Genomic DNA, 13,222 nt, shown 5'->3' on the forward strand with positions numbered 1-13,222 from the left:
CCCCTGCGAACAGCGATATGGCCTTTTGACATCACGCGTTCTACCATGCCGTCTTTCCAAGCCGCCAGGGAACGAACGCATGGCTTTCGATGCCGCCCGCTATGTCCACCGCTACTACGCCAGCCTGGCGCCCGCCCCGGGCAACGAATACCCGCGCCTGAGGGCCTGGGAGTACCTCTGGGAGTATGTCTGGGACCCCAGTCGCAGCTGGGACGACCTGACCGCCCCCGAACAGCTCGACACCACCGCCCTGCACCTGGGTTTCTACCTGGCCAACTGGGGCATGTTCCGTGGCTCCTCGGGACTGCTGCAGAACAGCAACCTGGACCTGATGAAAGCGCTGGCCCGGCAGCTCTTCAGCGGTGCCGGACCGGAACTCTTCGAGCTGTCCCTGGTGGATTTCGCCGGCAACGGCGCGCGCCTGGCGCACAACCGCAAGCTGCTGGAAACGGTACTCGGGTCGATGGACGCCCTCAGCAGCCGGGTGAGCTGGACCGACACCCTGAAGAGCAAGATCCTGCTCGGCGTCTGGGGCGAGTTTCCCGCCCTCGACCGCCACTACGTGGCCGCCTGTCGCGCGCTGTATCCACGCCGGGGCCTGACGAGCGTCAACGGCGGGACCCTCACCGCGCTGCACCGCCTGATCGGCGAAGAAAGGCTGTCGTTCCCGCGCCTGGAGACCGCCCGCAAGGGGCTCCTCTACCCCACCGGGCGCCTGGCCGACATGGCTTTCTTCCAGTACGGCCTGGAAAACGCTTGAGGCGCTGCGCCGCCGATCCGGGGGACTTGTAGGCATGCCCTCGCTGTAAGTAGTATGAGACTCATTCTCAATTACAACAGCGATCCCCTCCATGCCGCCGGCCGACGCCTCCCTGCACGACGCTGTGAGCCATCTCTACCAGGACCACCATGGCTGGCTGCAAGGCTGGTTGCGGCGACGCCTGGGCTGCGCGGAAAACGCCGCCGACCTGGCCCAGGACACCTTCGCCCGCCTGCTCGCCTCGCGCCGGGTACTGGATGCGCGCGAACCGCGCGCCTACCTGACCACCGTCGCCAAGGGGCTGATGATCAACTGGTTCCAGCGCCAGTCGCTGGAGCGCGCCTACCTCGATGCCCTGGCCAACCTCCCGGAAGACCTCGCGCCGCCGCCGGAACAGCGGTTGATGGTGCTGGAAACCCTGCATGAAGTAGACGCCCTGCTCGGCAGCCTGCCGGACAGGGTCCGCCAGGCGTTTCTCCTGGCGCAGATCGAAGGCCTGAAGTACGAAGCCATCGCCGAGCGCCTGGGCGTGTCCCTGGGTTCGGTCAAGCGCTACATGCAGCAGGCCTTCCGCCAGTGCCTGGAGCTGATGGAATGAACGCCGCGGACGAAGGCCGGATTCCCTCGCCGATCCTCGACGAGGCCGCCGAGTGGCTGGTGCGCCTGCAGGACAGCGGCTGCACCGACGACACGCGCCAGGCCTGCGCCCAGTGGCGGCAGCGCAGCCCGCAGCACGCCCATGCCTGGGAGCGCGCCGAGCGCCTGCTGCAATGCCTCGGCCGACTGCCGCCGGCGCTGGCCCTGCCGACCCTCGGCCGCGAGCACGGGCTGGACCGGCGGCGCGCGATCAAGCACCTCGCCCTGGTCCTCGGCGGCGCCTCGCTGGGGCTCGCCACCTGGCAGGCCGAACCGTTGCGCGACTGGCTGGCCGACCAGCGCACCGGCGTCGGCGAACAGCGCCGCCTGACCCTGCCCGACGGCAGCCTGCTGACCCTGAACACCGACAGCGCCGTGGACCTGGCCTTCGACGCCAGCCAGCGGCTGGTACGCCTGCTGCGCGGCGAGATCTTCGTCGATAGCCGCGCCGACCCGCGTCCGTTCCGCGTCGCCACCGCCGAAGCGCGGCTGCATGCCGGTGCCGCCCGCTTCTACGTACGCCAGGAGATGGCCGCGACCCGGGTCGCGGTACTCGCCGGGCGGGTCGAACTGAGCCCGCTCCACGGACGCGGGCGCTGGCTGGAAAGCGGCGAATCGGTGCGCCTGGGCGCCGACGGCGAAGCGCGCCGGCTGGCCTTCGACGGCCTGCCGGACGCCTGGACCCGCGGCATGCTGATGGCCGACCGGATGCCGCTGGCCGAGGTGCTCGCCGAACTCGCCCGCTACCGTCGCGGCGTACTGCGCTGCGACCCGCAACTGGCCAGGCTGGCGGTGTCGGGCGCCTATCCGCTGCTGGACCTGCGGCGCACGCTGGGCATGCTGCAGGCCACCTATCCGCTGAAGGTGCGCGGGGTGACCGACTACTGGATCAGCCTGGTGCCGGCGTGACGGCGCGGCCGCCATCCCCGTGGCAACCGCCCCCTCGCGTCCACCCCGGCAGGCCGTCCGCCGTTGCGCCGGAACAGGCGTTGCCATCGACATACCGTGCTCCGCAGAAAAATAACCGCCTCGACCTGAGACCTTTTTCCTTCTCGGCTGGCAAGTAGAGGAATCCGCCCCGACCCAAGGTCCGCAGAGACCACGAGGAACCCTGTACATGCCCGTACGCACGCTTCGCCCCCGTTCGCTGTCCCTGGCCATCCACGCCGCCGCCATGACCCTCGCCCTCGCCGGCGCGGCCCCCGCCCTGCTTGCCGCCGAGGCGCCCGCCGCCAGCTCGGCGCGCAGCTATGACATCGCCCCCGGCCCGCTCGGCCGTACCCTGTCGGCCTTCGCCAGCGACAACGGGGTATCCCTGGCGTTCGACCCGGCGCTCACCGAGGGTCGCCGCAGCGCCGCCCTGCGCGGCCGCTACGCGCCGGTCGAGGCGCTGCACCGCCTGCTGCTGGGCAGCGGCCTGGAGTTGCAGCAGCGCAGCGATGGCAGCTACACCCTGGTGCCGGCAGCCACCGATGGCGCGCTGGAACTGCAATCCTCGCTGATCACCGCCCAGGCCGCCGGTGCCGAGACCCTGCCCGCCGAGTACGCCGGCGGCCAGGTGGCCCGTGGCGCGCGCCTGGGCATGCTGGGCAACGCCGACGTGATGGATGCGCCATTCAGCATCACCAGCTACACCGCCAGGACCATCGAGCAGCAGCAGGCGCGCAGCGTCGCCGACCTGCTACAGGCCAACGATCCGTCGGTGCGGGTGGTCGGCGGGCGCGGCGACCTGGTGGACAGCTACACGATTCGCGGCTTCAGCGTGCAGAACGCCGACGTCGCCTTCAACGGCCTCTATGGCCTGCTGCCGTTCTGGCGGGTACCGATCGAATTCGCCGAGCGCGTGGAAGTGCTCAAGGGACCGAACGCCCTGCTCGGCGGGATTTCCCCCGGCGGCAGCGTCGGCGGCACCATCAACCTGGTGCCCAAGCGCGCCGACGACCAGCCGCTGACCCGCGTCAGCGTCGACTGGACCCAGCGCGGCCAGCTCGGCACTCACCTCGACATCGGCCGGCGCTTCGGCGAGAACAACGCCTTCGGCGTGCGCTTCAACGGCGTCTACCGCAACGGCGATACCGCCGTCGACCATCAGAGCCGCGAGTTTCCCATGCTCTCCCTGGGCCTGGACTTCCGTGGCGAGCGCCTGCGCCTGTCCAGCGACCTGCTGTACCAGAAGGAAAGCCTGGAAGGCGTGGTGCGCCCGCTGCTGACCGGCCCGGGAACCACCCACATCCCCCACGCCCCGGACTCGAAGACACGCTTCGGCCTGCGCGATTCCTACCTGGACCAGGAGGATTACTCCATGGTCAACCGCGGCGAGTACGACCTCGCCGACAACCTGACGGCGTTCGCCAGCATCGGCGGCCGCCAGAGCAACTACGAAACCATCGCCGCCAACAGCATCCTCGTCGGCAACCAGGGCGATATCGTCAACAGCCTGGCACGCCAGCGCGGCGACCGCCGCACCTATTCCGCCGAGGTCGGCCTGCGCGGCAACTTCGACACCGGCCCGCTCCGCCACGACTGGACGCTCAGCGCCAACCGCCTGCACGAACGGCTGGGCATGGTCTATGCCTTCACCGGGATGCAGCCGGGCAACCTCTACCAGACCTCGCCGCATACGCCGCTGCCGGACTTCTCCAGCCTCGACGGGAGCATTCCGAAGACCAATGAAACCGACCTCGGCGGCGTGGCGCTGGCCGACAGGCTGTCGTTCCTCGAGGATCGCGTGCAGGTCACCCTGGGCGTGCGCCGCCAGCAGATCGAGTCGCGCAACTACGACCAGACCAGCGGCGCGCGCACCAGCCACGACAAGCGGCACGTGTGGACGCCGATGGCCAGCGTGCTGGTCAAGCCGCTGCAGGACCTGTCGCTGTACGCCAACTACATCCAGGGCCTCAGCCAGGGCGAGGCGGCGCCGATGACCGCGGCCAACGCCGGCCAGGTGCTGGCACCGTACAAGGCCGAGCAATACGAGATCGGCGCCAAGTACGACCTGGGCGGCTTCACCACCACCCTGGCGCTGTTCGAGATCAGGAAACCGAACGCCTATACCGACGCCAGCAACGTCTTCCGCGCCGACGGCGAGCAACGCAACCGCGGCGTGGAGCTGAGCCTCTATGGCGAACCGCTGGACGGCGTGCGGGTGATGGCCGGCGCCACCTACATCAAGCCCGAGCAGAACAAGACCGGCGACCCTGCCAGCGAAGGCAAGGACGCGCCCGGCGTGGCCCGCCGCCAGGCCAACCTGGGGGTCAGCTGGGACACCCCGTTCGTCGACGGACTGACCCTCGACAGCCGCTGGATCTACACCGGCTCGGCCTATGTGGACAGCGCCAACGCCCTCGCCGTGCCGCACTGGAACCGCGTCGACCTCGGCGCCGCCTACGCCTTCCAGGTCGCCGGCAAGCCGCTGGTGGCGCGCGCCAACCTGGAGAACGCACTGGGCAAGGACTACTGGACCGCAGCCAACGGCTACCTGTCGATCAGCTCGCCGCGCACCCTTTCCCTTTCCCTCACGGCGGACTTCTGAGTCCGCCCCACCATAACCAGAAACCGCCGATGACCAGCCAATGACCGCGAAAACCCTGCGCACCTGGTACCTGGTGCACAAATGGACCAGCCTGATCTCCACGATCTTCCTGCTGATGCTTTGCCTCACCGGGTTGCCGCTGATCTTCCACGAGGAGATCGAGCACTACTTCGAGCCGCATCCGCAGCTCGAGCCGCTCACCGCCGAGTCGCCGCGCATCGACTACGACGACGTGATCGCCCGCGCCCTGGCCGCCCGGCCGGGCGAAGTGGTGCGCTTCCTGGTATTCGAAAAGGACGACCCGCTGGGCCTGGTGATCAGCGCGCCGAGCCTGGTACCGCCGCCGGAGAACGGCCACATGCAGCCGTTCGACGCGCGCACCGGGGAATTCTTCGACGCACTGCCGCCGCCGGGCGGCTTCATGTACCTGATGCTGAAGCTGCACACCGACCTGTTCCTCGGCCTGCCCGGCTACCTGTTCCTCGGCCTGATGGGCCTGCTGCTGGTGGCCTCGCTGGTGTCCGGGGTGGTGGTATACACGCCGTTCATGCGCAAGCTGGACTTCGCCACGGTACGCGCCGAACGCAGCCGTCGCCTGAAGTGGCTGGACCTGCACAACCTGCTGGGCATCGTCACCCTGTCCTGGGTACTGGTGGTCGGCGTGACCGGAGTGATCAACACCCTGGCCCTGCCGATTCTGATGCTCTGGCAAGGCGGGCAGTTGGCGGAAATGACCGCGCCCTACAAGGACGCGCCGCCGCTACAGCGCCTCGGCTCGCTCGACGCGGCCCTGGCCACGGCACGCCGGGCGGCGCCGGACATGGAGGTCAGCTTCGTCGGCTTCCCCGGCACCCAGTTCAGCAGCCAGCATCACTATGCGGTGTTCATGCGCGGCAACACGCCGCTCACCGAGCGCCTGCTGAAGCCGGCACTGATCGACGCGCAGAGCGGCGAACTCACCGACATGCGCGAGATGCCGCTGTACGTGAAGACGCTCCTGCTGTCGCAGCCGCTGCACTTCGGCGACTACGGCGGCATGCCGCTGAAGATCGTCTGGGCGCTGCTCGACCTCATCAGCATCGTCATCCTCGCCAGCGGTCTCTACCTCTGGCTCGGCCGACGCAAGACGCCATTGGAGAAGCGCCTGGCGGAACTGCCGGACGGCAGCCTGGCGACGGAGGGCAAGGCATGAGGCGCGGTCTCTGGATGATCTTCCGCTGGCCCCTGCTACTGGCCCTGCTCGGCCTCTTCGGGCTGCTCTCGGCGCTGCTCGGCGACGGCCTCTACGACCTGCTCTCCTGGCTCGCCCTGGGCACTCCGCTGGTGCTGGTCGGCTGGGTCTGGCTGCGCCTGCCGCGACCCCGAAGGAACCCCTGAGATGACCACCCCGCCGTCCTCCGCCAACACCCTGGACCTGCGTCCGCTGATGTTCGAGACCTTCGTCTGCACCCTCGCGGTGATGTCCTTCGTCGCCCTGGTCGGCCCGCTCGCCCGCAAGCTCGGCCTGGCGCCCTGGCAGGCCGGCGCCGCGGTGACCGTCGGCGGCATCGCCTGGATGCTCGCGGCGCGGCCCTGGGGCATCGCCAGCGACCGGCATGGGCGACGGCGGATACTGCTCGGCGGGCTGGCCGGCTTCGCCCTTTCCTACGGCTCGCTCTGCCTGTTCATCGTGCTCGCCCTGCACTGGACGTTGCCGACCCTGTTCGCCTTCGCCGGTATTGTTCTCCTGCGCGGCCTCGCCGGCGGTTTCTACGCCGCGGTGCCGGCCTGCACGGCGGCACTGGTGGCCGATCACGTCGAGGCGCAACGACGCGCCGCGGCGCTGGCCGGACTCGGCGCGGCCAGCGCGATAGGCATGGTGATCGGGCCGGGGCTGGCCGGACTGCTGGCGACTCACGGGCTGGTCCTGCCGTTGCTGGTCACCGGCGCGCTGCCCCTGGTCGCCCTGCTGGCGCTCTGGCGCTGGCTGCCGCGCGAGGAGCGTCGCCAGCCGAACCGCGGCGCCGCCCTGGCGATCGGCGACCGCCGCCTGCGGCGGCCGCTGGCGGTGGGCTTCGTGGCGATGTTCAGCGTCACCGTGGCGCAGATCACCGTGGGCTTCTTCGCCCTCGACCGGCTGCGCCTGGATTCCGCCGACGCCGCGCGGGTGGCCGGCATCGCCCTGACCGCCGTGGGCGTCGCGCTGATCCTGGCCCAGCTCCTGGTGCGCCGCCTGGACTGGCCACCGCCGCGACTGATCCGGGTCGGCGGGCTGGTCGCCGCCATCGGTTTCGCCGCCGTGTGCTTCGCCGACTCGCCGCCGCTGCTCTGGCTGGCCTTCTTCGTCGCCGCGGCGGGCATGGGTTGGGTGTTCCCGGCAGTCTCGGCGCTCAACGCCAATGCCGTGCGCGCCGAGGAACAGGGTGCCGCCGCCGGCACCCTGGTGGCCGTGCATGGCTTCGGCCTGATCAGCGGGCCGCTGCTCGGCGCGCTGCTCCACCAATTGGACAGCCGCGCCCCCTACGCGCTGGTCGGTCTGCTGCTGGCGCTGGCGGCGTTCTGGCCGAGCCAACCGACGCGCCCCGTGGAAACGAGGAGCGAAGCACCATGACCGCTGTCGACCTGCTGCTGGTCGCGACCCTGCTGGCGGCCCTGCTCGCCTGGTGGATACCCGCCCTGCCCGGCCACCGTGGCCTGCTGGCGCTCGCCTCGACGCTGGCGCTCGGCGCCGGCCTGTACGCTGCATGGGACGACCGCTGGCAAGCCGGCGTCGGCGCCTTCGCCGGTTTCTCCCTGCTGCTCGGCGCCTGCCTGCGCCGGAAGCCCGAGCGCGGCCTGCCGTTCCGGACCGGTTCGCTGTACGGCCTGCTGGTGCTGCTGGCAATCGCCGCGCTGTACCTGTTCCCGGTCGCGCCGCTGCCGGCGCCGAGCGGCCCCTATGCGGTCGGCGTGCGCGATTTCGAACTGGATGACCCCAGCCGGCCCGGCCTGCTCGGCACCCCGGCCGGGCAGCCGCGGCGCCTGCTGGTACGCGCCTGGTACCCGGCACGCCCGATCGCCGGCGCCGCGCCGCGTCACTATTTCGATCCAGGCGAGGCGCGCAGCACCGCGCGGGGCTTCGGTGAAATACTCGGCTTTCCGCCGTTGCTCGCCTACCTCAAGCACCTGCGCACCAATTCCTATCCGGACGCCCCGCTGCGCGACGATTCCGCTCGCCTGCCGGTGGTGTTCTACAGCCATGGCTACAGCGCCTTCGCCGGCGGCAACTGGACCCTGATGGAAGAACTGGCCAGCCACGGCTACGCGGTCTACGCCATCCAGCACAGCGGCGACGCGTCGCCGACCCGCCTGCCCGATGGCACGCTGCTGCCCATGGACCCCGGGCTGGTCGAACACCTGCGCCGGGCCGCCCACGACGGCTTGCCGCAGGCCATGCGCCAGGGCTATGTCAGCGACGATCTCGACCAGCGCCTCGACGGCCAGTTGCACACCGCCCTCGACCTGCCCGCCCCGGCCAACCGCGCCATCAACCTCAGCGCGCCGGTATGGCTGGCCGACCGCCTGTTCGTCCATGACCGCCTGCAGGCCGGCGAGGTCCCGGACAGGGTCGCCGACCTGGTGGCCGCCAGCGACTTCGCGCACACCGGCGAGATGGGCATGTCCTTCGGCGGCTCGACCACCGGCGCGGTCTGCATGGTCGACCGACGCTGCGCGGCGGCCGTCAACCTCGATGGCGGCGACTTCGACTTCGCGCCCTTCGATAGCGATCTCCCGGCACCGCTGCTGATGCTGCACGCCGACCTTGGCAACTTCTACCGGCTGTTCGGCATCGAACCGCCGGCCCGCCCGAGAAGCTTCAACGACTTTTCCTACGAACGCTTCGAGCACGCCGGCCAACGCCAGGACATTCATCGCCTGGTACTGCGCGATTCGGCCCATGCCGGGCTTACCGACAATCCGCTGTTCATCCGCCGGCCGCTGCGCGACGGGCTGCTCGGCTCGGCACCGACGGAAGTCCTCATCCAGGCTCCCAACGCCCTGGTGCTGGGTTTCTTCGATCACTACCTGCGCGGCCGCGCCAACGACTTTCCGCAAGCGCAGATGGCGCGCTTCCCCGCCTGGCTGACGCGCTACGACAACTCGGCGGTGCGCGACTGGTGGCTGGCCAAGCCGGAAGCCCAGCGCCTGGCGCTGCGACAACGCATCGACGAAATGAAACGGCGCAAGACCGGGCTGGATCTTCCCTGACGACGGGTTACAGTGGGCGCCCCATCTGCGGAGCGCCGTCCATGCATATCCCGCCCGAGCTGATCATCCACCAGACCCGCCACTGGACGCTGAACCAGCGGATCGACTCGGCCCTGCCCGGCTACTGCATGCTCGGCTCGCGGCAACCGGCGACGGCCTTCCACCAGTTGCCGGAACAGGCCCTCGCCGAATTCGGGCCGCTGCTGGCCAGGGTCGAACGCGAAATGGACACGCTGCTGCGGCCGCGACGCATCTATGTCGGCCGCTACGGCCACATGCCCGGCCTGCCGGTGTATTTCCACCTGATTCCACTGTACGACTGGGTCGAGGAATTGTTCTGGGAGGACACGCGCTACCGGACGCTCCAGCAGTTCGGCGTGCCGACCGCCGACCCCCTTACCGATGGCGCCGAGCTGACCCTGTTCGTCTGGCGCGAATTCTGCGAACGCGCCGATCCGCCGGCCGTGCGCGGCATGGATCGGCAACAGGCGATCGCCGGATTGCGCCGGGCATTCGGCTACGGCGTCCAACCCCGAACATCGTCTGGGCCGGACTCCGAGCCCGCGCAGGGCGCATGACCGCGTGCGGTTATCCACCGTGAAACGGATGGGTTCCAAGGCCTGTGGGGAGGTGACTGTTTTGACACATGCCAAAAGAGGGATGGATAGGCTAGAGCCCCTATAACACTAGGGCTCCAGCCGGAGAGGGACCGTGCGGGTGTTTGGAAAATATCGATCAGGATTGAGCAAGGAATGCAAAATATTGATCGTTAATTGGCACGGAATGAGCGCTAAACCATCCATCGCCCAAGCCAGACAACGCGCCCAATGATATCCAAGTCAGAAAGCTGGTCCTTGGGGACGACCATGTCCTTATACGCCTTGTTTTCGCTGATGATCGCGATAGAGCCATCGAACTGCCGTTGTAAGCGCTTGGCGTAGAGCTGATCCCCGACCCGAATCACATAGATCGCTTCATCCCGCACGGTTCTAAGGTCATGGTCGATAACAACGGCGTCGCCATCCGACAGGAGGGGTTCCATGGAGTCGCCCCGACCCTTACTGCCGACATCCTGGTTGGCTCTAACCCCTTCTTGCTCAAGCTGTAGCGCGTAAAGGCAAGCTGCGTAAGAACGTGTGCGCCTTCGCTCCAGCTTCCATGTCCCGCGCTGACCCTCGCGTCATAGGGGGGGACGTAGACGTATTGGTCCGATCCCGTAGCCTCCTGCTCTTCCGGCTTCTTACTGCCCTCACCGGTCATAAGCCAGCCCAGGCTCACGCCTGCCGCCCTTGGCCAAGGAAATGAGCACTCTCCGGGTGGGTTCCCCGCCTTTCAAGTACCTCTGCAACCCGCCTTGGGATATTCCAGCATTCCTCGCTAAAGCGCTTGCACTCCCTGCTATAGCGACAATTGAGCGCAGCCTTTCGATGAAGGCAGCGTCATTTTCAGGTTCGGTTGCGGAACTTGAAAGGCTGGCGGTGCGCTCACTACGCGTTTTCATGTAAACCTAACTATTTGATTTAATTGATATTAATTCTATAGAGGTCGAAATCTGCCTCCTATAGAACTTGAAAACCGCTATAGAGCTTGTTTTTCAACTTCTATAGCGCTATGTTTATGCCCTAAGTCACGTTAGACACCCCTAAAAAACCACCCTGCCAGGTGGTTGAGATGGAACGTAGGCATGAACAGAACCGAAATCCCCCGCGACAACAACGTCCGCTGGGAGTGGATCAAATACCAGCTCCGCGCCAGGGGGTCGTCCCTGGCCGAGGTGGCCCGCTCCCTCGACGTATCCAGCCCGGCAGTCAAAAACGCCAAGCTGAACCCCTACCCTCGGGTAGAGCGCGCCATCGCTGCTGTGCTCGACCTCAGCCCCTAGTGCTGTGGCCTGAGCGCTGGCTCGACGACGAGAATCCGAAGCGGCAACGGCCCAATCGCTCGGAGACCTTGCAGGCATATGTCAGACATATGCCAGGTGCTGAGGAAAATACCAGATACGCTGACCAAGCGCAGCGTAAAGCCGACGCGGGGGCTTGAACATGGCCCGCCGCAAAGACGACCGCACCCTGGACATCTTCGATGTTCCGCAGCCAGCCCGCGCTATACCCGGCGAGTGCAACTATGCCGCCCAGGTCAGCGAGCTGGTCAGCGAAATTCTGAAGGCCGCCAACCTCGACCGTTACGAGATTGCCGCCCGCATGTCGCGCCTCTCCGGCGATGACGTGAGCAAGAACATGCTCGACGCCTGGTCGAGTCCCGCCCGAGTTGATCACAACTTGCCTTTCTACCGCGCCGCCCTCCTGGAGGACGTCTGTGCGAGCCACCTGCTGACCAACTGGCTGGTCGATGTGCGTGGCGGCCGCGTGGCCTATGGCCGAGACGCACTGCTCGCCGAACTGGGCCGCCTGGAGCGGACCCGCGAGGAAGCGGGTCGACAGGCGCGTGAGCTGAAACGAATCCTGGGGAGCCGTGATGACAAACACCGACCTCAAACCGCTGCTCGACAACCTGCGGAACGCTACCGAGTTCTGGAACCTGGTCAAAGAGGCCAGCGCTACGGACGAAAGCACCGTTCACAACCGCTCCTACCGGGACGCACTCGACTGGCTCGAATCGGCGGCCTTGGCCCTCGGTGACGCCCTGATCGCCCAGCGCAAAGCTGTCGGGGGCGACCATGAGTGAATGGTTCTCCGCACAGAAACTGGCCGGCCTGCCCGGACTGCCTGGCACGGTTCAAGGCATCAATAGTCGCGCCATCCGCGACTCATGGCAGCAAAGAAAGCACATGGGTAGAGGCGGTGGGCGTGAGTACCACATTTCCAGCCTCCCGAGGAAACCCGCGCCGCACTGCTGAACGCCGCCCTGGGCGAGGTGGCCACCAAGGTGGTCCGCCAGGAGACGCAACTGGCCCTGGTCGAAACCAACCGCCAGCAGCTGGTCGCCGACGCCCGCCAGGGGTGCTGCACGCCCTAGACCTGCTGATGGCCCGCACCGGCTACAGCCGGAAGCGCTCCATTACCCTGATGCTGGACATGGCGCGCCTCGGCCAGGTCGAGCCGCAACTGCTCGCCATGCTCAAGATGGCCCGCGATCCTCGCGGCCGCCCGAGCGCGGATGGCCTGCCGAGCGTGCGCAGCCTGGAGCGCTTCCTGACCAGGCCGAGCGTGGCGCCCTGGTGCCGAAGGTCCGCCGCCCGGACATGAGCGTTCCCGACTGGGCGCCTGCCTTCATGACGATCTACCAAGGGCCGGAGAAGCGCAGCGCCCGCGCTGCCCATGCACTGCTGGAGAAGCACTGGCAGGGGCAAATGCCCAGCCTGGACCAGGTCTATGCGTTCCTGCGCAAGGTCGGCAACGTCAGCCGCGAGGTCGGGCGCATGGGTGAGCATGAAATCAAGGCGCTGCGCCCGTTCATTCGCCGCGACTTCACCAAGCTGCTCCCGACCGACGTCTATTCATGCGACGGCCACACGTTCGACGCCGAGGTCCAGCACCCGATGCACGGCCGGCCCTTCCGGCCGGAAATCACCACCATCATCGACATCCGTACCCGTCGAATTCCGGGATGGTCCACCGGCTTGGCTGAGTCGGCCCTGGTGGTGGTCGATGCCCTGCGCGACGCCTGCACCAAGGGCGGCATTCCGGCCATCTTCTACGTGGACAACGGCTCGGGCTACATCAACCACATGATGCGCGACGAGGCGGTCGGCCTTATGGGCCGCCTGGGCATCGACATGAAAAACAGCCTGCCCTACAACAGCCAGGCGCGGGGCGTGATTGAGCGCGTCCACCAGAGCCTGTGGATTCGGGCCGCCAAGGAACTGCCCGGATACATCGGCGCCGACATGGACCGCCAGGCCAAGCTGGCCACCTTCAAGCTGACTCGCCGGGCCATTGCCAAGGGCGGCACCATGCCGCTGATGTCCTGGGAATCTTTTGTCGCGTTCTGCGAGCAGCAGATTGCCGAGTACAACGACCGGCCGCACAGCAGCTTGCCGCGCATCGTTGACCCGAACACCGGTCGCCGCCGGCACATGACCCCAACGAAGCGTGGGCGCTGCACGA

The 13,222-nt window shown here is 67.6% G+C and carries 12 protein-coding genes and 2 pseudogenes; 13 read left to right on the plus strand and 1 reads right to left on the minus strand.

Features of this window, described 5'->3' with window-relative positions; translation table 11 throughout:
• Positions 1-79: 79 nt before the first annotated feature.
• The 9 genes from LE197_RS11620 to LE197_RS11660 all read left to right on the plus strand — a co-directional run bounded on the left by LE197_RS11620 (position 80) and on the right by LE197_RS11660 (position 9,733).
• Entirely contained in the window at positions 80-760 is a 681-nt protein-coding gene (locus LE197_RS11620) for a hypothetical protein (RefSeq protein ID WP_003114933.1), read from the plus strand.
• A 91-nt stretch (positions 761-851) separates the two neighbouring features.
• On the plus strand, positions 852-1,358 hold the full coding sequence (locus tag LE197_RS11625) for a sigma-70 family RNA polymerase sigma factor (protein ID WP_003088185.1): 507 nt from the start codon (positions 852-854) through the stop codon (positions 1,356-1,358).
• On the plus strand, positions 1,355-2,305 hold the full coding sequence (locus tag LE197_RS11630; RefSeq protein ID WP_226034031.1) for a FecR domain-containing protein: 951 nt from the start codon (positions 1,355-1,357) through the stop codon (positions 2,303-2,305). The genes LE197_RS11625 and LE197_RS11630 overlap by 4 nt, the downstream gene beginning before the upstream one ends.
• 208 nt (positions 2,306-2,513) lie before the next feature.
• Positions 2,514-4,928: a TonB-dependent receptor gene (locus tag LE197_RS11635; protein ID WP_003144451.1), complete on the plus strand. Its 2,415-nt coding sequence runs from the start codon at positions 2,514-2,516 to the stop codon at positions 4,926-4,928.
• A 40-nt stretch (positions 4,929-4,968) separates the two neighbouring features.
• The gene (locus LE197_RS11640) at positions 4,969-6,120 is read left to right on the plus strand and encodes a PepSY-associated TM helix domain-containing protein (protein WP_003144453.1); all 1,152 of its coding nucleotides are present in this window, start codon (positions 4,969-4,971) and stop codon (positions 6,118-6,120) included.
• Positions 6,117-6,305: a hypothetical protein gene (locus LE197_RS11645; protein WP_003450223.1), complete on the plus strand. Its 189-nt coding sequence runs from the start codon at positions 6,117-6,119 to the stop codon at positions 6,303-6,305. Before LE197_RS11640 ends, LE197_RS11645 begins: the two co-directional genes overlap by 4 nt.
• Position 6,306: 1 nt before the next feature.
• Entirely contained in the window at positions 6,307-7,518 is a 1,212-nt protein-coding gene (locus LE197_RS11650; RefSeq protein ID WP_003144456.1) for an MFS transporter, read from the plus strand.
• On the plus strand, positions 7,515-9,155 hold the full coding sequence (locus LE197_RS11655) for an alpha/beta hydrolase family protein (RefSeq protein ID WP_003144458.1): 1,641 nt from the start codon (positions 7,515-7,517) through the stop codon (positions 9,153-9,155). The genes LE197_RS11650 and LE197_RS11655 overlap by 4 nt, the downstream gene beginning before the upstream one ends.
• 41 nt (positions 9,156-9,196) lie before the next feature.
• Positions 9,197-9,733, plus strand: a complete 537-nt coding sequence (locus LE197_RS11660; protein WP_003144460.1) for an HIT family protein — start codon at positions 9,197-9,199, stop codon at positions 9,731-9,733.
• Between the two features lie 212 nt (positions 9,734-9,945).
• On the opposite strand, the gene LE197_RS11665 is transcribed toward LE197_RS11660, so the two are convergent.
• Positions 9,946-10,308 (minus strand): helix-turn-helix transcriptional regulator, encoded by a 363-nt coding sequence (locus LE197_RS11665; RefSeq protein ID WP_226034104.1) that lies wholly within the window; start codon positions 10,306-10,308, stop codon positions 9,946-9,948.
• Between the two features lie 531 nt (positions 10,309-10,839).
• On the opposite strand from LE197_RS11665, the gene LE197_RS11670 reads away from it, so the two are divergent.
• The 4 genes and pseudogenes from LE197_RS11670 to LE197_RS11685 all read left to right on the plus strand — a co-directional run bounded on the left by LE197_RS11670 (position 10,840) and on the right by LE197_RS11685 (position 12,361).
• On the plus strand, positions 10,840-11,037 hold the full coding sequence (locus tag LE197_RS11670; protein WP_226034032.1) for a helix-turn-helix domain-containing protein: 198 nt from the start codon (positions 10,840-10,842) through the stop codon (positions 11,035-11,037).
• Between the two features lie 160 nt (positions 11,038-11,197).
• Positions 11,198-11,623, plus strand: a pseudogene (locus LE197_RS11675) (hypothetical protein); the annotation flags it as partial.
• Positions 11,624-11,832: 209 nt separating this feature from the next.
• Positions 11,833-12,131, plus strand: a pseudogene (locus LE197_RS11680) (DNA-binding protein).
• The gene (locus LE197_RS11685) at positions 12,116-12,361 is read left to right on the plus strand and encodes a hypothetical protein (RefSeq protein WP_226034034.1); all 246 of its coding nucleotides are present in this window, start codon (positions 12,116-12,118) and stop codon (positions 12,359-12,361) included. The pseudogene LE197_RS11680 and the gene LE197_RS11685 overlap by 16 nt, the downstream one beginning before the upstream one ends.
• Positions 12,362-13,222: the final 861 nt, after the last annotated feature.

The organism is Pseudomonas sp. PS1(2021) (assembly GCF_020405165.1).
GTDB classification, from domain to species: Bacteria; Pseudomonadota; Gammaproteobacteria; order Pseudomonadales; family Pseudomonadaceae; genus Pseudomonas; species Pseudomonas aeruginosa.